Here is a 17,642-nt window from a genome sequence, read left to right as displayed (position 1 = left end):
CCGGCGGCAGTGCTCAAGACTTCTGCCCGATCTTGGGTTCGGTGCCCGCCAGCAGCCGCTCGATGTTGCTGCGATGGCGCCAGAGCACCATCAGGCTGGCCACCAACGACACCACCACGTCGGCGCTGCTGCCGCCGGAGGCCAGCATCAACAGCGGCAGGCCGATGGCGGCCACCACGCTGGAAAGCGACACGATCCGGAAGATCGAGATTACGGCCATGAACAGGCCAAAGCAGGCCAGCCCCACCGGCCAGGCCAGCCCCAGGAACATGCCCAGGCCGGTGGCCACTGCCTTGCCGCCCTTCCAGCCCAGCCACACCGGCCAGATGTGACCCGCCAAGGCCGCCAGGCCCGCCAGCACCTGTAGCCAGTCATTGAGCCCAAAACTGCGGGCCAGCAGCACCGCCAAGGCACCTTTGCCCACATCAATCAGGAACACCACCAGGGCCGGGCCCTTGCCCACGTTGCGCAGCACGTTGGTGGCGCCGGTGCTGCCGGAGCCGCACTCGCGCAGATCGATGCCCTTGAGCCAGCGTCCGGCGAGGTATCCGCTGGGAATGGCTCCAAGCAGGTAGCCGATGGCCAGAAGCAGCAGGGCGGTGAAGGCTGTTTGGATCACAGCAGGTCGTCGTCGTCGAGGCGTTCACCTGGTCCGGCCGCGAAGGCCAGCCAGAGGGGGAACTGAAGCACAGGGATGTCGACGCTGCGCTCGGCCGCATCGATCAGGATCAAGGGCACTTCCCCACGCTCCTCCAGCCGGTCGGCTCGCTCCACCAGCGCTTCCGGGCGTTCGAACAGCACGATGCCGCTGCTGGGGCCGAAGTCTTCCCGGCCCAGGGCCAGGGCATCCTGGAGGCCGCGCCGCCATTCGCCGAGCCGTTCGGGGCCGCCGGCCAGCACCAGGCACTGGAACTGATCGCCGTACAGCTCGCCGATCACCGCGATCAGGGCCGCGCTCACCAGGATGTTGCGCGGCCGGGTGCCGCGGCTGGGCTGGGCTCCGCGTCCGCCTTGGTTGAAGAACCAGTCCTCCAGCAGTGCCGTGTCGCGGGCATCGATGCTGCGCCGCAGGTTCCAGGGGTCGGCGTAGACATCCGGCTGTTTGAGGAAGCGCTCCAGGGTCTGGCGGATCAGCTCTTCATCGGGGCGGAAGGTGTCCGCCACCGCGGGCGGTGGCGTGCTCTCACCGGGCTTCTCCGGCGCCGCTGCGTTGTCTGCCGCCTGATCGAGGGGAGAGGGCTGCACCACCATCGGCTGCACCACCAGCTCCAGGTTTTCCACGCTCTGCACCAGGTCCTGCAGGGCGCCGCCCAGGTACTCCTGAAAGCCCTTCACGCGGCGGGCAATGGCATCGGACTGGCCGGCGAAGTTGGCCTTCAGTTCGGTCTCGAGTTGCTGCTTGCGGGAGCTGAGGGCGTTGATCTCCGCTTCCAGGGCATCGCGGCGGTCCTGCAGATCCTTGAGGGCCAGCTCCATCACGGGATTGGCTTCTGCCGGGGCCTGCTCCGGTTCAGGCGCCTGGGCGGTCAGGTCGGTGTCGTCGGGCATTGCGTCAGCTGCCGTGCTCTCCATCCCTCCATTCCAGCCGACCAGACCGAAGAAAAACAGGTGGCATCACAACTGCGACAGAGGAGCACGAAATTGCATGGATATCTGCACGGTATCGACTCGAAATCGTGCTATGGCTCGCTTTTGCTCGTGCTGCCTTCCGGGTCGCCGTTCGGCACTTCCAGCGCTCCCACCCGCAGTTCCAGCTGTTCCCGCAGCTGCTTGGGGCTGAACAGGATCGGCAGGAAGTGAATGCTTTGGGTTTCGCGGAAATAAAACAGGCCCGGCAGCCAGGGCGCGAACAGTCGCCAGCTCAGCCATTGGTCGTAGGGGAAACGCCGCAGCTCGCGGCTGTTCTGCCACACGATCAGAGCCTCTTCCTTGAATTCCAGTCGCAGGCTGGCGCTCTGGATCAGCAGAAACAGGCCGAACAGCACCACCACCAAGGTGGGCCAGGGCGAAAGCGGCAGCGGCAGCAGTGCCAGGCCAAGGGCCACCACCAGCAACGGCAGTCGCACGTCTGGCTTGAGGGTGACGGGGGCGGGGGTTGAACTCATGCTCCGAACAGCACCTGGGTGAGAACGACATCCATCAGGGCCACCAGGATCAGGATCATCACCACAGCGCCGGTGGTGCTGGTGCCCACCTCCTTGGGGCCGCCGCGGGTGGTCAGGCCCCAGCCGCAGGCCACCGTGGCAATGATCAGTCCGAACACCAGGGCTTTTGCCAGCATGAACGGCAGGTCCAGCGGGTTCATCCAGGTGCGCACCGAGGTCCAGAACACCGCCGGCGGGATGTTGTAGAGGGCCGTGCTGGTGAGCTGGCCCGACCACACCGCCACGAAGAAGAAGAAGAAGCACTGCACCGGTGCCATCACCACCATGGCGATCATCCGGGGCACCACCAGGTACTCCACCGGGTCGGTGCGCAGCATGGTGATCGCATCGATCTGTTCGGTCACCTTCATCGTGCCCAGCTGGGCGGCGTAGGCGGTGGCCACCTTGCCGGCCAGCAGGCAGGAGGTGAGCAGGGGCGCGATCTCCCTTGCCAGGCCGATCGCCAGGATGCCGCCCACCGTTGATCCCGCCCCCTGGCGGGTGAGTTCTGCGGCCACCTGAATGTTGAACACCGAGCCGGCGGCCACCGAGATGATCAGCACGATCAGCAGGCTGCCGGGGCCGGCCTCCAGCAGTTGCTCAAACAGCTCACCCCGATTGATGCGGCCGCGCAGGGTGGCGGCCACGGCCTGGCCTCCGATCAGCAGGCTGGTGCCCAGGCGTTTGATCGAACGGGGCGTGTTCATCCGGTGGCCTTCTGTAGGTGGGCTCCACGGTCGGGCCAGCCTCGCATCACCACAAGGCCAAGCAGCACAAGGATGGCGGGAATCAGACCCATGCAGAGGCGGATCGCCAGCAGGGCTGAATCCGGCTGTTCGATGAAACTCAGTGCCCCGCTGCAGTTGCCCCCCTTGGCAGAGATGTAGCCGGTGAGCGAGAGCAGGCTGCCAAACACCGACATGGTCAGGCCGATGATCAGCTTCTGCCCGAACACCATCCAGGCGGTGTAAAGCCCGGCGGGTTTGCTCGGATCAGCGTCGATCGCATCGGGCAGCAGCGACCAGGGGATCAGGTAGGCCGTCGCCGCTCCCACCCCCACCAGGGCGATCAGCCCCACCAGTGGCAGCAGCTGCAGCAGGCCGGGATCTGCAGCTAGAGGCGGGAACAGCATTGAAAGCAAGCAGGCGCTGATCCACAGCCCCGCGCCCCAGCGCAGGGTGGCGACGCGGCCGATGCGGTTGCTGAGGTTGCTCCAGAGCTGAAGCCCCAGCAGGGCGGCGATCTGGAAAGGCAGCAGGATCCAGGTGGAGAGGTTGGCGGGCACATGCACCACCTGCACCAGCCAGATCAGGGCCACCACCTGCATCAGTTGCAGGCCGAACCAGAGCAGCAGATACAGCCCCAGCACCTGGCGGAAGCGGGGGTTGGCCATCACCCGCTTCAGCTGCTGCATCGGCGGTTCGTTGTTGGGCACCGGCCGTTGGGCCCCCTTGGCGTAGGGGGCCAGGCCCCAGCTGCAGAGCAGCGTGGTGGTGGCGGCGATGCTGCCGGTGATTCGGCCCATGGCCAGGTAGCCCCCACCTCCATCGGTGAGCACCACCGAAGCCACGATCAGTCCGCTCAGGCCCGCCAGGATTGATCCGGTGAACCGCGCCGCATTCAGGCGGGTGCGAATGGCGGTGTCCGGCGTGAGTTCGGTGCTAAGGGCCGCGTAAGGCAAGTTGACGCTGGTGTAGGCGGTCATCAGCAACACCGCCATCACCGCGTAATACGTGGTGCGCTGCAGTGTGTCGCCCGGGGGCACCCACCACATCGCCGTCAGGCTGATGCCCAGCGGCAGGGCTGCGGTCAGCATCCAGGGCAGGCGCGGGCCCCAGCGGCTGTGGGTGTGATCGCTGAGCCAGCCGATCAACGGATCATTCAGCGCGTCCCACACCTTGCTCACCGTGAGCAGAGAGCCGGCGATGAAGGCCGGCAGGCCAGCGGCGCAGATGAAAAATGGAAAGAGGTAGAAGCCCAGCTGAGTGGCGGCAAGTCCGGTGCCGGCGTCGCCCAGGCCGTAGGCCAGCATCAGCCTGCGGCGGGATCCCTGCGGGGATGCGTCGGTCGGTGTCACGCGGAGGCTTCGGGCAGGCGGATTGCCATAATGAATGCGTGCTCACGACGCCACCAGCCCCTGGGGCAGTGGTTCGTTTGTACTACGCGGGTGTTGTGTAATGGTAAGACCTCAGCCTTCCAAGCTGATGACACGGGTTCGATTCCCGTCACCCGCTTCTTTTTCTCAATAAGGGTTTTCGGCTCAAAGCCCTTGCTGCGACTGGCGTTAGGGCTTCCAGCCTCTGCCAGCGCCTGATTGCCCGTGCCAGGCCGTGAGACGAAACATTTCACCAAACGTCTCACATGCCGGCGGCGCGTGACTGGGAGGACACGATCAGGGCGGTGGTGTCTCACGCCCTGTCTCAGAAGGGCTGCCGTCGTGGCTGGACGGTGCTCAATCACCGTGGTCATGCGCGCCTGAACATCGCTGCTGGGGCTGGACGGGGCAGGCGCCGGCAGGTGCTTCTTCCCATTCCGTGGGAGTGCGACCAGGTCGACCACATCCGCGATGCGGTGGTTCAGGTCTACGAGGAGTTCCAGCAGGGCATCGAGCCCGATGCCTGCGTGGCACGCATGCCCCGTGCCGATGGATCGAGGGCCGCAGAGGGGGAGTTCGGTTCAGGCCGCGGTACTCAGACAGGGCACCCCGGCAGGCCCAGGCACAGGGGAATGGCGGCAGTGCTGGCCCCGGCGGACTGGGAAGAGCTGATCGCTGCTTTCCGGGAGCACAAGCTGATCAGCGGCGAGATCAAGCCGTCGACCTGGCATCGGGTCTACCGGCACCACATGAACCACGTGCTCGGTGCGGTGGCTGCGGTTACCCCGCCGCAGAATGCAAAGCAGCTGCTGGAGACCCTGGCCCGGATCTGGGCGGACAAGCCGGGCGGACGCACCCGCCAGATTCAGATTCAGTCGACTGCCGCCCTGCTGCGTTGGGCCGTTGCGGACCGGCGGCTGGGCGAGGACTGGGAGCCGCCTCAGGATCTGGCGGTGTTCGTGGGCCGATCGCGTGCGGCGAAAGCGATCACGACGCCCCTGGAGGTGGAGCACATCCTTGCGTTGGTGCGGGCCATTCCGGATGCCCGCTGGCGCTTTGCCTTTCAGCTGATGGCGGCCTACGGACTGCGCCCGGAGGAGCTCCAACATCTGCAGATCCGCCAGGGTCGGCTCTGGTGCATGTATGAGAAGGTCGCCTCCCGCGGCAAGTCCCGGCCAAGGGTGTTGCGCCCGCTGCCCTGTGATGACTGGGCAGACGGCTGGCGCCTGGAGGAACGCTTCCCAACCCAGGAGCTGCCGCCGATGCAGCCTGGTTTGGGCGGTGGCTACGTGGGCCATTACCTGATGAATCGACCGCTCTGGAAGGAGCTACGGCGTGAGTACGAGGCCAAGGGCGAGAAACTGGTGCCCTGCTCCTGCCGGCACGGCTACGCCCACCGGGCCCACGTGATCTGCGACCTGCCGCCCAAGGTGGTGGCCGCTGCGATGGGTCACAGCGTTCAGACTCACCTGGCGGCTTACAGCCGCTGGTGCGGGGATGACGTGGTGGATGACGCCTTCGCCAAGGCGGAACAACGGCTGGGCCAGGGATGACTCCCTCAGGGGGCAGCACCGTCATGCACACATCTGCCACGTACGGCCATCGCCCGTACAATCAGGAAGCTATTCCTGGTGTGCCATGTCACCGGTCGAGACCGCGCTCCATGCGGCGATCGAAGCGATCGACGAGCCCCGCTCGGCTCGGATGGACCAGCGCACCAAGCCCTCGGTGAAGGCCAGCATTGAGGCCGCGGCTGACCTGATGGGAATCGAGGCCTCCGCCTTCGTGGTGATGTCGGCATATGCGCGTGCCCAGGAGCTGCTCAGTGGCAGGCAGCAGACCCTGCTCAGCCAGGGCGATCACCAGGCTCTGCTCGCCGCCCTCGACGAAGCGACCACGCCAACGCCCGCCCTGCTGGAGGCCTGGCAGCTGCACCAGGACCAGGTCGTGCGCTCCTGAACCGGTGGCTTACCGGATCGAAGCCTTTGACCCTGGCCTGCACGACACCAAAGACTTCCGCTGCGGCAGCGACAGCCAGGACAACTTTCTGCGCCGCACCGCCAAGCGGCAGCAGCGTGATGGCTACACCCGGCTCTACGTCGCCACTGACACCGCCCAGGCAGGCGAACCTCGGGCCTGTCTCGGCTTCTACGCCATCAATGCCCATGCCATCGGCGTGGCTGATGTGCCTGCCGATGCTGTCCCGCGGGCACCACGCTCGAATCTGATTCCAGGCGTTTTTCTCAGTCACCTCGCTGTCGACGGGAGACACCAAGGCCAGGGGTTGGGGCGCATCCTGCTGGTGGATGCCATGCAGCAGTGCCAGCGGGCGGGGCAGATCCTGGGGGTGCGGCTGATGTTGCTCGATGTGGCGGGCGCCGCTGGAGACGCGGAACGCGCACGCCTGCACAGCTTCTACGCGTTGATGGGGTTCCGGCCTTTGCCAGGACGACCGGAGCGGTTGTTCCTCTCTCTGAGTGCCCTTCCACCCCTGCAATCGGGCGGATAAGGCATCAGAGGCGCAGATGCCTGCGGCTCCAACCCGTAATCGTGGCCTCCACGTTCTCGAGATGCCACTGCAGGGGGCCTCGGCCCTGGGTGCAGCCCCAGCGCCGGTCGTGCTTGCCCGGGGTGAGCACCCCCCGCAGCCGGAGCTGGCGGAGGGTTTCGCGGCTCATCCCCAGAGCTGCGCACGCTTCTGCTGTTGTGACCCAGACCCGCTGGCGGGTTGGCGTTGTGGTGGTGTCCATCAGCCCCCTGCCAGCTGGGCGCGGAAGCGCTTGAGGGTGTCGATCAGCCAGGAACGCCTGTCGCTCTTGACCTGACGTGGGGCCCCATCAACGAACTGCTGGCGAAGCGGCGGCTCCTGGCCAAAGTCCTCGCGGTAGGCCCTGGCCACGAGCTTGCCGGCAGCGCTTGCTGGAACACCTCCAGCCAGGCATCGCTGAGGGTGAGCTCCTCGTCAGTCGGCGCACCGGGGAGCAACCCTGCACTGGCGGTGAGCACGTTGCTGCGCACGATGTCTTTGAACAGGAGCTGGTCGCGTTCATCCAGGCCGCCGAGTTGCTCGAACAAGCCAATGCTGCGCTTCACCAGGGTGATTACCTCGGCTTCCTTGAGCTGCAGCGTGCTTTCCTGCACCGGTGTCGGTTGGGGATGCTGGATGCTCTCCAGGAACCCGCCGTCCATCCACACCGCAAACGGTGCACTGATCCAGCGGGCCAGGTCGACCGCGACCTGGGGATGAACCCAAGTGCCGCCGCCCTGGCCCTGGCGGGTCTCGATCAGGTCAAACATCCGAATTTCGGAGGTTTCAGCCAGGGCATCGAGATCGGTCTGGCAGCGGTCGCTTTCCCGGTACTTCGACCATTGCTTGCCATTGGCTTTGCACATGGCGGTGGCATTGACGTAGCCATCGATGGTGCGCCGAGAAATCGGCGTGCCGTTCCAGGAACGGGAGACCAGAGCGGGGTGATCCATCGAGGCGAGAGCTGCAGTGGATTGGGATGACGTCGTTGTCTTGTTCATCGGTCTGAAAGCGGAGTGATGGTGCTTGTGCTGGCTGCCGGCGGCTGCGGCAGAAGGCAGGCAGCTGGGGACTGGGCCGGTGAGGGGGCCTGCCCCTCCAGGCCCCGGCGTTGTGGTCCTGACGATCGAGTGGCATCAGAAGGGCGCCTCCTCGTCGTCGTCGCCAGCCGCCGCCCAACCGCTGGCTGCCGCAGCGGCCGTGGTGGTGTAGCCGTCGACCTCCTCAAACCCGTCGGTGGGGTCGACCTGCTCGTAGGGCACGAACTCGACGACCTGGACGGCGCGGGGCTGGAAGGTCATGCCGCAGCCGTTCTCCCCGTCCCAGTCGTCGATGTCGAAGGCCACCACAACCCTGGAGCCGTTGCCGATGGCGGCCCCATCCCAGGGCTGCTTCTTGGCATCGACGATGCGGGGGCCTTCGGACAGCGAGCCATCGCGCCGCAGGAACTGCGGCACCTTGAAGCGCACCACGGTGATCTCGCTCGGCTTCTCCTTATCGGCCTTCCAGGGGAAGCCTTTCTCGGCGCGGCGCTTGCGGCTGCCGTGCAGGGCGATGAACTGGTCCTCCATCGCCAGCAGGAAGGCCTGGGCCTTCTCGTCTCCGTTGGGGAGCAGCAAGTCAGCTGTCCAGGCCTTGGGTTTGCTCTTGTCGAGCTGGTTCCTGGGGGTGATCAGGTGAGCCCAGCGCACTTCGGCGAGGGGCGTGCGGAAGATGTCCTTAGCCATGGGGTGAATCGGTGGAAATGGGCTGTTGATCGAAGGGAGGCAGGGGCGGCAGGCCAAAGCGCTCACGCAGCAGGTGATGCACCGCGCCGCTGGCCGAGAGGTTGTGGCGCTCCATCACCTCGCGAACCCGCAGGTACACATCGGTGCGCACCTGGGTCTGGATGAAGTGGCGACCGGCCTGGGAGCGGGGCTGCTCGCCGTAGCGGCCTGGCTCCGCAGGAGCTTCCGCTTGCACCTGTCCCTGCGCTTCTGCGAGGAAGAGCTCGATGAAGTCGCTGTGCTGCCGTTGGGTGATGCGATCCCCGATGGAGCGGGCATTGCGCGGCACCTGGAAGTGCTCGCGGAAGGCTTTGGTCAGCGGCTGGCGACTGGCCTGGTGTAGTTCACCGCCCGCAGGTGCCCCGTCACCATTGGCGTCAGCCAAGGGAAGCGACTCTTCCGGCGATGGGCCCGCGGCCGCAGGCCAGGCGGATGCGCTGCTGGATTTCGTGTTCGCTGGGGTAGGAGACCATGCCTCCTGTTGCCGGACTGGCCGTCAGCGATGGGCAAGTATTCGCAGATCAGCGAATAGCTGCCTTGTATTGACAGATCTGGCTCGGCCGCCAATACGTCCTGATCGCGAACGGCGCGCCTACTCGTAGTGGGTCCAGAGGCGCAATACCTTCACGATCCGCTCCTCCTCCAGCACCTGGTAAACGAGCCGGTGCTGGATGTTGATGCGCCGTGAGCAGGCTCCGCGCAGCTCCCCGACGAGGGCTTCATGGGGCGGTGGCTGCTGATAGGGATCGACGGCCAAGACTTCCAGCAGGGCCTGGGCTTTCTGCTTGAGCGCTGGAGAGGCCGAGGCGAGCTTGCGGGCGTCCTTCTGGGCCTGCTTGGTGAACAGAACCGTCCAGCTCACCAGCCCGGTTTGCTGCTCAGCTCAGAGGGGTCCGTGGCCATGCCTTCCAGGATCGATTCGCGCATACCGGGAATCGAGACCAAATGCAGCGTCTCCTGGATGGCGCGCCAGTCGTCTTCCGAGAGCAGGACAGCATTGCCCCGCTTGCCGGTGATCTGCACGGGCTCGTGGGACTGACCCACCTCATCGATCAGGGCGTAAAGCCGCTTGCGGGCTTCTGTGGCTGAAACGGTGGTCATGGCGTTCCTGCTGCCCGTACGTCAAAGCGTACTGCTTTTGGTCGTTGTGCGTTGTCTGACGCCCAAACGCACTCGGCCCTACACACCCAGAACCAACGGCAAGGCGGAGCGGTTCATCAAGACCCTGCTGGCTGAATGGGCTTACTCCATGCCATTCCAGACCTCAGGGGAACGGAACCAGTGGTTGCCGCGCTATCTGGCGATCTAGAACGGCCGCAGGTGCCACATGGCCTTGGCGGGCCGCACTCCCATTCAGCAGCTCGGCTGGTTACGGGCTACTGAATGACCTGGTGAGAAAACACACCTAACTAGTTATTGGGCGGTTCCGATAACCACCTCTGAGCAGGCCTCCCTTTCCGTGAACCACGAAACCTTCACGGCCTGGCGCTGCTCAGATCGCTTTGATGGCATGGCTTTTGAAGAATTCTTCCTCGATCGTAGCCATGGTTCACGGATCCGATAACCAACTATTCGGCAGTGCACAAAGATGTGAGCAATGCTTCATCGCTTCTGATCGTTGCTTCAATCGGTCATTGGTCTTAAAAAATGCGCCTAACGCCCTGCTAAGTCGGCCGAACCGAGAGTGAAACACAGCGCATACAATGGCGAAGCCATGCGCTGAGTGGAGCGTAGGTGAAGGTTCGACTTGAGCACCTTGTTAGATGCCACGCCTCTTTACCATTTTTATATGAGGAATTTTGGTTTTTGGAGATAGATATTCAACACCACTAACCTTAAACCCTAACCTGCTGTACAGAGAAACGGCGCTCACTCGCGCATTGAGGAAAACTTCTTTAGAGCCGGCACGTTCGCACTCTTCAAGTAAGTAGGACAACAGTTTCGACCCGTAGCCCTTTCGTTGCTCTGAAGGATTCACAACGATTTGTGATATCTGGAAAATACCGCCTTCAATGAAACTCAACCTACCGTATGCAATCAACCTTTCGCTTTCCACGATCGCAAAATGCCTACTCTTCGGCTCTAGTTCATCGTGAAGAACAGACTGGTCATACCGTGTACTCTCGAAGAAGAGTTCGTATCTTAGATTAAGGGCTTCTTGGTAAAGCTTGCTTTCTTTTTTTATTTCTAAGAACACGGGGATTAACGTTTATCTAACGCTAAGCATGAGAGGCCTAAGCGGGCGCGCAGCGTCCGCGAAGGTCCTTCTCAATGCGCATGTTAGGTTCAAACTCCAAGATACTTCTTCCCTTCACGGACGACTTGTTGGTGTGTTTTGACAATTTCCTGAGCAAGCCTATGGAAGTCACCCACTACCTTCCTGAATCTTTCCGGGTCTTCGTACTCCCACTCAGGTGGAACTGTAGAACGTTGGGGGTCTGAATTTACTGGCCAAGTTTCAAGAGCTAATAGCACGCAGTATTCATTCGCTTTCGTAAGTAAATGTTTGCGTAATTCCTCCAATGTCTGCTCGTGGAATTCGTGCTCTGCGTTGTCCCAAAGAGCGCAGAAATCCTTCAATGGATCAAATGTTTCTCTTTTAAATGAAAAGCCCGCCATATTGTTCTCATTAAGGAATTGAATTACGCCATTTGATGATGGGAGTAATGCTACAAACTGAGAAAACAGATTCTTGTCCGCTGTTGTAAATGCCTTCGGTGCAAATTGTGGGTAATGTGCGAAGAACTTGGATTCGTCTTCCGCCAGAAACTGAGCGACGTCTTCCCAGAACAACAGCTCGACACTGAACTGACCTTTTATCCTTCTATCCTTAGAAACTTTCCGCACATACTCTTGTATTTTAACGTCACGCGGCGCGGTCGTTGCAATATACAAAGTGCTTATCCCAGGCTGGAACGATTCAGCCAAGCTAATCTCCGAGTCAATTACCGATTCGGAGACACCTTTAGAGGTGTTTTTGCACTGCACTCCGACAAATTCTCCTTTGGCATTCTCGCCATAAATGTCGACACCATCTTGCCGCTGTCCTTGCCGACCATGGCGGCTTAAAGTGCCTTTCCATGTTGCCTCTAGGGCTGATTTAGTTACGTCTTCGAACTCATCCCAACTCTTGGGTGCTGGAATTTGCACAGATGAGATAGTAGGCATGTTCTCTCTTCAACCTAACTAGATATTCGATGGTTCCAATAACCCCATCGGCATGCCGATTGTTTTCCGATAACCAACCGCAGGGTGACAATCAAGGGATCTTCGCGGGCTGTGATAGCAGTGGCGTTGTGTCGACCTTCGTCAACCGTACGTGTGGTTCGCGGGTCTGAGAACCATCCTGCACCAACATCCTGACGCAGCTCTTCCATCCCTTCCGGTTCGGAAGCGGACTGCGGTACAGCGCAAGGGGAGCACCGGCAATAGCCAGCAGCTGCTGATTGGCTTTGACCCAGCTCCCCTCGGATGCATCCCCCTGGCCGCTGCACCCCAGCCTGGCGGCGCTGCTGCCGCGGCTGGAGCTGGTGCAGGACTGCTGGAGCTGCTGGCGGGGCGGCGGGAGCAGTACCTGAGCCGGGGTGAGCGGGAGCCGGAGGCGGTCTACCGGCGGCGGGTGGAGGCGACGTTGCCATCGGGGTTCTTCCGCGATGCGCTGCGCACCTTCGCGGGGATGCTGGCCTCCAGTCACTGGCGGGAGCTGCCGGCCTCCCTGCAGGCGGCGATCAGCGATGTGGATGGTCGCGGCACCGACCTGGGGGTGTTTCTGGAAGCCGCTGATCTGCTGGTGCTGCGCGATGGCGCCGCCCTGGTGGGGGTGATCCCGCCGCAGCATCAATGGCCCAGTGAGGGGGACCGCCAGCAGGCGTTGCGCAGCGGCGATCGGCTCTCGTTGCCGCGGCTGCTGCTGCTGGAGCGCCGGGATGTGCTCGATTGGCGCAAGCCCGATGTGCGCTCCCTGCCGGTGGCGATCAGCTGGCGTGAGCGGCGGGTCGATGGCCTGCCCACCGATGGGGAGGACGCTCCCAGGCAGGGGCCGCCGCTCCACCCCTGGATCTACCGAACGGCCTCACTGTCGGCGGCTGGTCCCGGCGGACCGGGTATGCACCTCACCACCGAGGCCCTGGTGGCAGATCCGCAATCCCCCACTGGCTAGCGCCGGCAGCGGCTTGATCAATGCCGCTACAGCGGCATTCAGCAACTACCGGCGATCTGGTACGCCAGCCATGGCGCCGCCTTTGGGGAAGGGGAACTGCCGCACCTGGGGCTGGCGCACCAGTACCTCAACCACTTCCGCTGCCAGAGCGATTACCAGGAGCTGCTGTATCGCACCGCCCTGCCGGTGGGTGTGCGCACCGGGGTGGCCGGGCCGATGGGCAGCAGCACCGCAGCCTCGCAGCAGGAGCCGGTGGTGCTCGGGCCCAACACGGTGCTGGATCTGCCGGAGGGCGCCACGCACAGCAACGGAGATCTCGATGGCGGCATCCCAGGCCTATGCATTGCTGCAGAGCCAGGCGATTCAGAAGGCCTCGATGTTCTCCTCGCTGCTGCAGCACTGGTGCGCGATCACCGGTGAGCTGCTTCCTGTGCAGGAGGGGCCGGCACTGCTGGTGGAGATCAGCCCGCTGGCACCGTCACCCAAACCGCAACCGACGGTGAGCGAGATGTTGCAGCTGCAGGAACGCGGGATCATCAGCGAGGTGGCCCTGCGGCAATGGCTGGGGGATCTGGCCGGCATCGCACCGGCCACAGCCTGATGGTCTCCCTCAGCTGAGCGGGACCCGGTGGAAGGGTTGACGCCGGTAGCGGCGATAGACGTCGAAATCGCTGTCGAGGCTGAGGATCTCGGCGACGTTCAATCGCTCTGAAAGCGTCACCAGGGTGAGGTCGGCAAAATCACCGGGCAGGTCGGCGTAGCGCTCATTCAGTTCCGCGATGCGGGCGTAGTCCTCAGGCCGCAGATCGATCACCTCGATGCCGCCGCGGCTGACAGCTCCCAGCAGGTGATTCTGAGCCGCCAGAACGCGTGGATCGCGGGGATCCCCCAGCAGCCAGAGCACTTCAGCGATGCAGATCGAGGACGTGATCAGCTGCGCGGCAACCCGATCAAAGAACGCGACAACCGCCTGATGAAGGAGTTCCTGCTGCTGGTAATAGCTGAGCAGAATGCCCGAATCAACCAGGATCCGCCGCATCAGGCTCGTTCCGCCCGTCGCGCTGCAAGCCGCTGATCCAGCAGCCGACGCCTCGGCTGACGCTCCGCACTGCCAGCCGGCAGGGTGCTAAGGAAGCCGTCGGGGTGGCCGCCGAGTTGCTGGGTGATCGAGGCCGATGGCTGGCGCTGCTGCCAACGCTCGCGAATCAGCTGGCGGATCAATGAGCTCTTGTCCTGGCCCGTTTCGGCCAGGAGGTCCTGCAGGCAGTGTTCTGTGTCGGCATCCAGTCTCACCGTGAGCGGCATGCCCCGCCAGGGACGAACCCTGTATTACTAATGGACCAATTGTAATACAGATGATCGCGCGGTCGGCAATGGCTGGGGGATCTGGCCGGCATCACACCGGCTTCTGCATGACCAGCTGGCAACCGAACGACCCAGAAGCGATTCGTCAGGCCCTGGCCCTGCCCGCCACCGTGCCCTGCCTCGACGCGATCAGCCGGGCGATGACGGATCTGGAGCGCCGGCATCCGGCCGGGGTGCTCAGCGCACGGGCGTTGCTCGATGCGGTGGCCCTGATCGATCAGCAACTGCTGGCAGGCGGCCCTGAACAGGAGCAAGCAATCGAGCAGCAGAGCAGCTCGGGACCGATTGCTGGTTCGGTGGCCGCCGCCGGCGATGGTGAGCCCGCGCCGTTTCTCGAGCGGGCAGCACAGACGCAATGCTGCACTCTGGGGCCCCACGCCCCTGCAGCGGTTTGCCAATGTCCGGCTGCTGCTGCATCAGAACGCCACCCCTGGTGACACCACCTCCGCGGTGGTGGCCAGTCATGTGCTCGAGTGTTTCATTGAGCGGGCCAATGACATCTCAAGCAAAGAGAACGGCTCGGGGGTGGACACCGGTGACTTCACCTGCAACGGCTTCATCTGCCGCAGCGCCCGCCTGCCGCCCAACCCGGGTGCGATCTGGCTGAGCAGCGATCTGGTGTGGCAACAGCACGGCCGCCGGGTGGCCGCAGATGGCTACACCGTGGTGGCGCCCTGCGAGGGGCTGATCTGGCTGGGGGATCTGGCGCTGCTCAATGCTGCTGGTGATGCGGATGTGGACCCCTACGCGCAATTCACCGCCTTCCATGGCCTGGAATTCGGCGCCAACTACGGCTCTGGCGGCATCGGTGCGCTGGTGCAGCCGCTGATCGGTGAGCGGATCTTTGGCACGCTCAAGCCCAATCGGGGATGAACGTCTCCGACTTGTGATCAAGCCTTTTTCAGGAGCTTGTCGTATTGGGCATGGGTGCCGATCCACACCCACAGCAACGCATCCGTTGACGCCTCGACGGCCAGTGCACGGTGCCGGAGACCGACGCGAACGGACCAGAATCGTCCAATACGCTTGAGATGTAGCGAGGGATGGCGCGGGTCCGCCTTGAGCTGCTCATAAGCACGATCGGCCAGGTCCTGCACATCAGTAGGCAAGGCCTGATAGCAGGACCAGAAGCGGGGACTGGCCTGATGCTTCACCGATCGGTGCAGCGACCGGCAGTGAGGTCATCAAGAGCCTCGTTCGCTAACCAGTCCAAATGCCCAGCTTGCAGGTCTTGCTCCAACTGCAAATCCCATTCGCGGGCATCAAACGCTTCAAACCAGGCCCGAAACTCCGCTCGCTGTTCAGGGGCCAGCTGCTCGACGGCAGCTTCGATAGCTTGCACGTTGGTCATATGAACAGGTTAGAGCGCCTCGTCGGAAAAGATCTGCGGTTCGGCAACAGGGGATGGCAGCGCCGCGATGGGCTGCCGATCGCTTGGCCCCTGTGGACCCGCGCACCCGGCTCAAGGTGCTGGAGTTCGATACCTGCCCATGGCTTTGGTGGTTGCTGCGTCTATGCAGGCAATCGCCCACCTCAGATCTAGAATGTGTACACATTTGCGGGGTTGCTGTCGTGGCTGTCCGTGTTGGCATCCGTGAACTCAGGGCGAAGCTGGCCTCTCACCTCGAATCAGTGACACCCATCGAGGTGACGCGCCACGGCCGCACCATTGGCCTTTACGTGCCCTTCCCCCAGGAGGGTGAACAGGACGAGCGACAACGTCTCCTGGAGGCCGGCCGGCTTATGCAGGCTGAGCTCGAGCGTCTTGGGCTCACAGAAGAGGAACTCAGCGCGGACTTCCAAGCTTGGCGGCAGCGACAGCATCAGCCCTGACGGTGGAGCGCAAACGCCTGGTCCTTGACGCCAACATCCTGATTCGTCAGCCCACTACATCGCCGATCTCGCCAGGGACAAGAACCTCGATGAAGCTGTTTGCACCGAGGCACTGCTCAGCTTGATGCGCGTGGTTCAAATAATTGAGGACACCGTGCTGGAGTCGGCTCGAGAAGAGGCGCTGGCCAGGATCCGTGACGCTGATGACTGGCCGGCCTTGGCTCTGGGATTGCAGCTGGAGTGCGCCATCTGGACGGAAGACCAGGACTTCTTTGGCACCGGCGTTGCGACCTGGACCAGTGCAAATGTGGAGCGTTATCTGAACAGCTGAGCATCGCCTCGGCAACAGGGGATGGCAGCGCCGCGATGGGTTGCCGCATCCACTGACAGCCGAGACGGGTCATGGCTTCCACCACCACAACCACTTCTGCCAGCAGCAGCAAGCCTGCCGCCAGCGCCACGGGCAACAGCACCACCAGCAGCAGCGACCGCCTCGACACCCAGGTCGCCATGGACGCAGAGCAGCCCCTCAACAACGACGGAGCTGCCACAACCATGGCTGCTGCCGATCGCAGTGCCCCAGCGGAGATGGACGCCGGAATCACTCAGGGCAGCGATGGCCTGACAGAAGCGCTCAAGGCCGAACGCCGCCGCAGCAACCAGTTGGAGAAGGAACTGCGCGGCCTGCGCCAGCAGCTGACCCGTTTCTCTGAGATCAACCCCGAGGAATACGCCCGCCTGCAGGAGGCGGAACGGCAGAAGCAGCACCTCGAGCAGCAGCTGGAACTGCGCAAGGAACGGCTGCTGGAACGCGCCTTTTCAGAGGCGGAAGGCCGCACCGGCGGCGATGGACGCGGCACCTTCTTTCAGGTGTTCAAAGGGCAGCTGTGGGATGCGTTCCGTCTCAGCAGCAGCAAGGAGGGCCAGGACCAGCTCGAACCACTCGACAGCCAGGGCCAGCCGTTGCTGGGGGATGACGGCCGGCCGATGAGCACGGCGGATTTCATGGATGCGCTGCGCATTCACCCGGTGTACGGCTTCCTGTTTCAGCAACGGGGAGCGATAGGCGCTACCCCCCTGACCAGCGGCCCGGGACTGGCGGCGCCAGCTGGTGCTGCAGTGGCCGGTGGCTTTGGGGAGGTGATCAACCCCCAGGCGATGAGTGCTGCGGAGCTGTACCGCGCTGGCTTTGTGATGCCGGAGCGCCATGGACCAGCCCGCAGTTCGGTACAGCGGCTGAGCGGCAACGGGCCCGGCGCCAGCGCAGCCGGTATCGCTCCTGGCTGTGAGCCGATGGCGTTGGAGTGATGCGAGACAACCCAGTCACCTGCGCGCTGTGGTCTGGCTCCTGGTTCAGCTGCCGCCGAATCCCTGGACCAGCCTCAGAGGTTGCCGTTCAGACGGTTGTCTGACGTCAAGAGTCTGCTGCTGATCGATGAGGCTTGCGCTTTCATCGCAGAGCTCCTCATCGGCGAGATCCTCGACCAGGTCATAGAAGGTCAGTTCAAACCAGTCCCGGAAGAGCCTCAGGGTCCGTGGTTCAGGCCAGGCGGTGCGATCGAGACACCAGCTCTCCAGTTCCTGCTCAAAGATGGCAGCGAAGCAGCTGTCAAGCAGCTTGTCGGTGCCGGCCTCGCTGTCGCCCTCGGGGATCAGATAGAGAGTCGGTTCGCAGGCGCCATCGTCCAGATCGAGAAAGGCCGAGGTGGGATCCAGGTTGCGGATCCAGGCAAGCATCGGCTGCCTAGGCCTG

General features: G+C 63.4%; 28 protein-coding genes, 1 tRNA gene and 1 pseudogene. 11 read left to right on the top strand and 19 right to left on the bottom strand.

All coding sequences use genetic code 11. The features are described from left to right. Positions 1 to 13 precede the first annotated feature (13 nt). The 5 genes from plsY to SynA1544_RS11495 form a co-directional block, all read right to left on the bottom strand. Positions 14 to 619, bottom strand: a complete 606-nt coding sequence (gene plsY, locus SynA1544_RS11515) for a glycerol-3-phosphate 1-O-acyltransferase PlsY (protein WP_186513781.1) — start codon at positions 617 to 619, stop codon at positions 14 to 16. Beyond that, the gene (locus SynA1544_RS11510; RefSeq protein WP_186513779.1) at positions 616 to 1,572 is read right to left on the bottom strand and encodes a DUF3086 domain-containing protein; all 957 of its coding nucleotides are present in this window, start codon (positions 1,570 to 1,572) and stop codon (positions 616 to 618) included. The genes plsY and SynA1544_RS11510 overlap by 4 nt, the downstream gene beginning before the upstream one ends. Before the next feature lie 107 nt (positions 1,573 to 1,679). Continuing rightward, positions 1,680 to 2,105 carry a DUF3119 family protein gene (locus tag SynA1544_RS11505; protein ID WP_186513777.1) on the bottom strand — a complete coding sequence of 142 codons (426 nt, stop codon included), beginning with the start codon at positions 2,103 to 2,105 and terminating at the stop codon, positions 1,680 to 1,682. Continuing rightward, on the bottom strand, positions 2,102 to 2,851 hold the full coding sequence (locus SynA1544_RS11500) for an ABC transporter permease (protein WP_186513775.1): 750 nt from the start codon (positions 2,849 to 2,851) through the stop codon (positions 2,102 to 2,104). Before SynA1544_RS11500 ends, SynA1544_RS11505 begins: the two co-directional genes overlap by 4 nt. Then, positions 2,848 to 4,176, bottom strand: a complete 1,329-nt coding sequence (locus SynA1544_RS11495) for an MFS transporter (protein ID WP_186515567.1) — start codon at positions 4,174 to 4,176, stop codon at positions 2,848 to 2,850. The genes SynA1544_RS11500 and SynA1544_RS11495 overlap by 4 nt, the downstream gene beginning before the upstream one ends. Before the next feature lie 131 nt (positions 4,177 to 4,307). Between SynA1544_RS11495 and SynA1544_RS11490 the strand changes: the two genes are divergently transcribed. The 4 genes from SynA1544_RS11490 (at position 4,308) to SynA1544_RS11475 (ending at position 6,748) form a co-directional block, all read left to right on the top strand. Continuing rightward, a tRNA-Gly gene (locus SynA1544_RS11490) sits at positions 4,308 to 4,378 on the top strand. Between the two features lie 127 nt (positions 4,379 to 4,505). Then, entirely contained in the window at positions 4,506 to 5,792 is a 1,287-nt protein-coding gene (locus SynA1544_RS11485) for a hypothetical protein (protein ID WP_186513773.1), read from the top strand. A gap of 85 nt (positions 5,793 to 5,877) precedes the next feature. Next, on the top strand, positions 5,878 to 6,198 hold the full coding sequence (locus SynA1544_RS11480) for a DUF1778 domain-containing protein (RefSeq protein WP_186471674.1): 321 nt from the start codon (positions 5,878 to 5,880) through the stop codon (positions 6,196 to 6,198). A 4-nt stretch (positions 6,199 to 6,202) separates the two neighbouring features. Further along, positions 6,203 to 6,748 carry an N-acetyltransferase gene (locus SynA1544_RS11475; RefSeq protein WP_186513771.1) on the top strand — a complete coding sequence of 182 codons (546 nt, stop codon included), beginning with the start codon at positions 6,203 to 6,205 and terminating at the stop codon, positions 6,746 to 6,748. Between the two features lie 4 nt (positions 6,749 to 6,752). Here the strand turns inward: SynA1544_RS11475 and SynA1544_RS11470 are convergent, their stop codons facing one another. The 6 genes from SynA1544_RS11470 to SynA1544_RS11445 form a co-directional block, all read right to left on the bottom strand. Beyond that, positions 6,753 to 6,989, bottom strand: coding sequence for a helix-turn-helix domain-containing protein (locus tag SynA1544_RS11470; protein ID WP_186513769.1), 237 nt, complete (start codon positions 6,987 to 6,989; stop codon positions 6,753 to 6,755). A 43-nt stretch (positions 6,990 to 7,032) separates the two neighbouring features. Continuing rightward, positions 7,033 to 7,767, bottom strand: coding sequence for a KilA-N domain-containing protein (locus tag SynA1544_RS11465; RefSeq protein ID WP_186513767.1), 735 nt, complete (start codon positions 7,765 to 7,767; stop codon positions 7,033 to 7,035). 135 nt (positions 7,768 to 7,902) lie between these two features. Further along, on the bottom strand, positions 7,903 to 8,493 hold the full coding sequence (locus SynA1544_RS11460; RefSeq protein ID WP_186513765.1) for a hypothetical protein: 591 nt from the start codon (positions 8,491 to 8,493) through the stop codon (positions 7,903 to 7,905). Continuing rightward, positions 8,486 to 8,917 (bottom strand): hypothetical protein, encoded by a 432-nt coding sequence (locus SynA1544_RS14915; RefSeq protein ID WP_255477614.1) that lies wholly within the window; start codon positions 8,915 to 8,917, stop codon positions 8,486 to 8,488. The genes SynA1544_RS11460 and SynA1544_RS14915 overlap by 8 nt, the downstream gene beginning before the upstream one ends. Positions 8,918 to 9,124: 207 nt before the next feature. Then, positions 9,125 to 9,394, bottom strand: coding sequence for a Txe/YoeB family addiction module toxin (locus SynA1544_RS11450; RefSeq protein ID WP_186513763.1), 270 nt, complete (start codon positions 9,392 to 9,394; stop codon positions 9,125 to 9,127). Further along, positions 9,391 to 9,633, bottom strand: a complete 243-nt coding sequence (locus SynA1544_RS11445) for a type II toxin-antitoxin system Phd/YefM family antitoxin (RefSeq protein WP_186471680.1) — start codon at positions 9,631 to 9,633, stop codon at positions 9,391 to 9,393. The genes SynA1544_RS11450 and SynA1544_RS11445 overlap by 4 nt, the downstream gene beginning before the upstream one ends. A 67-nt stretch (positions 9,634 to 9,700) precedes the next feature. Between SynA1544_RS11445 and SynA1544_RS15100 the strand changes: the two are divergent. Continuing rightward, positions 9,701 to 9,782: pseudogene (locus tag SynA1544_RS15100) on the top strand (hypothetical protein); the annotation flags it as partial. A 509-nt stretch (positions 9,783 to 10,291) separates the two neighbouring features. On the opposite strand, the gene SynA1544_RS15095 reads toward SynA1544_RS15100, so the two are convergent. Continuing rightward, a complete protein-coding gene (locus SynA1544_RS15095; protein WP_186471684.1) occupies positions 10,292 to 10,729 on the bottom strand; it encodes a GNAT family N-acetyltransferase in 438 nt (145 codons plus the stop codon). Positions 10,730 to 10,818: 89 nt separating this feature from the next. Beyond that, positions 10,819 to 11,700, bottom strand: a complete 882-nt coding sequence (locus tag SynA1544_RS11430) for a hypothetical protein (protein ID WP_186513753.1) — start codon at positions 11,698 to 11,700, stop codon at positions 10,819 to 10,821. Positions 11,701 to 11,851: 151 nt separating this feature from the next. Here SynA1544_RS11430 and SynA1544_RS11425 point away from each other — a divergent pair, with 151 nt between their 5' ends. Further along, the gene (locus SynA1544_RS11425) at positions 11,852 to 12,691 is read left to right on the top strand and encodes a hypothetical protein (RefSeq protein WP_186513751.1); all 840 of its coding nucleotides are present in this window, start codon (positions 11,852 to 11,854) and stop codon (positions 12,689 to 12,691) included. Between the two features lie 45 nt (positions 12,692 to 12,736). On the opposite strand, the gene SynA1544_RS11420 is transcribed toward SynA1544_RS11425, so the two are convergent. Continuing rightward, positions 12,737 to 12,994 carry a hypothetical protein gene (locus SynA1544_RS11420; protein WP_186513749.1) on the bottom strand — a complete coding sequence of 86 codons (258 nt, stop codon included), beginning with the start codon at positions 12,992 to 12,994 and terminating at the stop codon, positions 12,737 to 12,739. A gap of 16 nt (positions 12,995 to 13,010) precedes the next feature. Between SynA1544_RS11420 and SynA1544_RS11415 the strand changes: the two genes are divergently transcribed. Next, positions 13,011 to 13,292, top strand: a complete 282-nt coding sequence (locus tag SynA1544_RS11415) for a hypothetical protein (protein WP_186513747.1) — start codon at positions 13,011 to 13,013, stop codon at positions 13,290 to 13,292. Between the two features lie 9 nt (positions 13,293 to 13,301). Here the strand turns inward: SynA1544_RS11415 and SynA1544_RS11410 are convergent, their stop codons facing one another. Then, a complete protein-coding gene (locus SynA1544_RS11410) occupies positions 13,302 to 13,730 on the bottom strand; it encodes a type II toxin-antitoxin system VapC family toxin (protein WP_186471687.1) in 429 nt (142 codons plus the stop codon). Beyond that, positions 13,730 to 13,996, bottom strand: a complete 267-nt coding sequence (locus SynA1544_RS11405) for a ribbon-helix-helix protein, CopG family (protein ID WP_186473426.1) — start codon at positions 13,994 to 13,996, stop codon at positions 13,730 to 13,732. The genes SynA1544_RS11410 and SynA1544_RS11405 overlap by 1 nt, the downstream gene beginning before the upstream one ends. 375 nt (positions 13,997 to 14,371) lie before the next feature. Between SynA1544_RS11405 and SynA1544_RS11400 the strand changes: the two genes are divergently transcribed. Beyond that, complete coding sequence (locus tag SynA1544_RS11400; protein WP_186513745.1) at positions 14,372 to 14,929, top strand: hypothetical protein; 558 nt, start codon at positions 14,372 to 14,374, stop codon at positions 14,927 to 14,929. A gap of 17 nt (positions 14,930 to 14,946) precedes the next feature. On the opposite strand, the gene SynA1544_RS11395 is transcribed toward SynA1544_RS11400, so the two are convergent. Together SynA1544_RS11395 and SynA1544_RS11390 are read right to left on the bottom strand one after the other, a co-directional pair. After that, positions 14,947 to 15,210 carry a hypothetical protein gene (locus tag SynA1544_RS11395; protein ID WP_186513744.1) on the bottom strand — a complete coding sequence of 88 codons (264 nt, stop codon included), beginning with the start codon at positions 15,208 to 15,210 and terminating at the stop codon, positions 14,947 to 14,949. Then, the gene (locus SynA1544_RS11390) at positions 15,207 to 15,407 is read right to left on the bottom strand and encodes a hypothetical protein (RefSeq protein ID WP_186471691.1); all 201 of its coding nucleotides are present in this window, start codon (positions 15,405 to 15,407) and stop codon (positions 15,207 to 15,209) included. The genes SynA1544_RS11395 and SynA1544_RS11390 overlap by 4 nt, the downstream gene beginning before the upstream one ends. Before the next feature lie 221 nt (positions 15,408 to 15,628). On the opposite strand from SynA1544_RS11390, the gene SynA1544_RS11385 reads away from it, so the two are divergent. The 3 genes from SynA1544_RS11385 to SynA1544_RS11375 all read left to right on the top strand — a co-directional run bounded on the left by SynA1544_RS11385 (position 15,629) and on the right by SynA1544_RS11375 (position 17,197). Further along, complete coding sequence (locus tag SynA1544_RS11385) at positions 15,629 to 15,889, top strand: prevent-host-death protein (protein ID WP_186513743.1); 261 nt, start codon at positions 15,629 to 15,631, stop codon at positions 15,887 to 15,889. Between the two features lie 58 nt (positions 15,890 to 15,947). After that, positions 15,948 to 16,220 (top strand): PIN domain-containing protein, encoded by a 273-nt coding sequence (locus SynA1544_RS11380; RefSeq protein WP_186515566.1) that lies wholly within the window; start codon positions 15,948 to 15,950, stop codon positions 16,218 to 16,220. Between the two features lie 71 nt (positions 16,221 to 16,291). Beyond that, entirely contained in the window at positions 16,292 to 17,197 is a 906-nt protein-coding gene (locus SynA1544_RS11375; protein WP_186513742.1) for a hypothetical protein, read from the top strand. Between the two features lie 45 nt (positions 17,198 to 17,242). Here SynA1544_RS11375 and SynA1544_RS11370 read toward each other — a convergent pair whose 3' ends face one another. Continuing rightward, positions 17,243 to 17,626: a hypothetical protein gene (locus SynA1544_RS11370; RefSeq protein WP_186513741.1), complete on the bottom strand. Its 384-nt coding sequence runs from the start codon at positions 17,624 to 17,626 to the stop codon at positions 17,243 to 17,245. Between the last annotated feature and the right edge of the window lie 16 nt (positions 17,627 to 17,642).

The organism is Synechococcus sp. A15-44, from assembly GCF_014280115.1.
Taxonomy (GTDB): Bacteria; Cyanobacteriota; Cyanobacteriia; order PCC-6307; family Cyanobiaceae; genus Parasynechococcus.
Note: the sequence above shows the minus strand (reverse complement) of the source record. Positions and strands in the feature narration are given on the sequence as shown.

Bases quoted from the DNA above. Each gene is read 5' to 3' on its own strand.
- SynA1544_RS11510 (WP_186513779.1), bottom strand. From the start codon at position 1,572: ATGGAGAGCACGGCAGCTGACGCAATGCCCGACGACACCGACCTGACC.
- SynA1544_RS11505 (WP_186513777.1), bottom strand. From the start codon at position 2,105: ATGAGTTCAACCCCCGCCCCCGTCACCCTCAAGCCAGACGTGCGACTG.
- SynA1544_RS11500 (WP_186513775.1), bottom strand. From the start codon at position 2,851: ATGAACACGCCCCGTTCGATCAAACGCCTGGGCACCAGCCTGCTGATC.
- SynA1544_RS11495 (WP_186515567.1), bottom strand. From the start codon at position 4,176: ATGCTGGCCTACGGCCTGGGCGACGCCGGCACCGGACTTGCCGCCACT.
- SynA1544_RS11485 (WP_186513773.1), top strand. From the start codon at position 4,506: ATGCCGGCGGCGCGTGACTGGGAGGACACGATCAGGGCGGTGGTGTCT.
- SynA1544_RS11480 (WP_186471674.1), top strand. From the start codon at position 5,878: ATGTCACCGGTCGAGACCGCGCTCCATGCGGCGATCGAAGCGATCGAC.
- SynA1544_RS11470 (WP_186513769.1), bottom strand. From the start codon at position 6,989: ATGGACACCACCACAACGCCAACCCGCCAGCGGGTCTGGGTCACAACA.
- SynA1544_RS11465 (WP_186513767.1), bottom strand. From the start codon at position 7,767: ATGAACAAGACAACGACGTCATCCCAATCCACTGCAGCTCTCGCCTCG.
- SynA1544_RS11460 (WP_186513765.1), bottom strand. From the start codon at position 8,493: ATGGCTAAGGACATCTTCCGCACGCCCCTCGCCGAAGTGCGCTGGGCT.
- SynA1544_RS11445 (WP_186471680.1), bottom strand. From the start codon at position 9,633: ATGACCACCGTTTCAGCCACAGAAGCCCGCAAGCGGCTTTACGCCCTG.
- SynA1544_RS11430 (WP_186513753.1), bottom strand. From the start codon at position 11,700: ATGCCTACTATCTCATCTGTGCAAATTCCAGCACCCAAGAGTTGGGAT.
- SynA1544_RS11415 (WP_186513747.1), top strand. From the start codon at position 13,011: ATGGCGGCATCCCAGGCCTATGCATTGCTGCAGAGCCAGGCGATTCAG.
- SynA1544_RS11410 (WP_186471687.1), bottom strand. From the start codon at position 13,730: ATGCGGCGGATCCTGGTTGATTCGGGCATTCTGCTCAGCTATTACCAG.
- SynA1544_RS11405 (WP_186473426.1), bottom strand. From the start codon at position 13,996: ATGCCGCTCACGGTGAGACTGGATGCCGACACAGAACACTGCCTGCAG.
- SynA1544_RS11390 (WP_186471691.1), bottom strand. From the start codon at position 15,407: ATGACCAACGTGCAAGCTATCGAAGCTGCCGTCGAGCAGCTGGCCCCT.
- SynA1544_RS11375 (WP_186513742.1), top strand. From the start codon at position 16,292: ATGGCTTCCACCACCACAACCACTTCTGCCAGCAGCAGCAAGCCTGCC.
- SynA1544_RS11370 (WP_186513741.1), bottom strand. From the start codon at position 17,626: ATGCTTGCCTGGATCCGCAACCTGGATCCCACCTCGGCCTTTCTCGAT.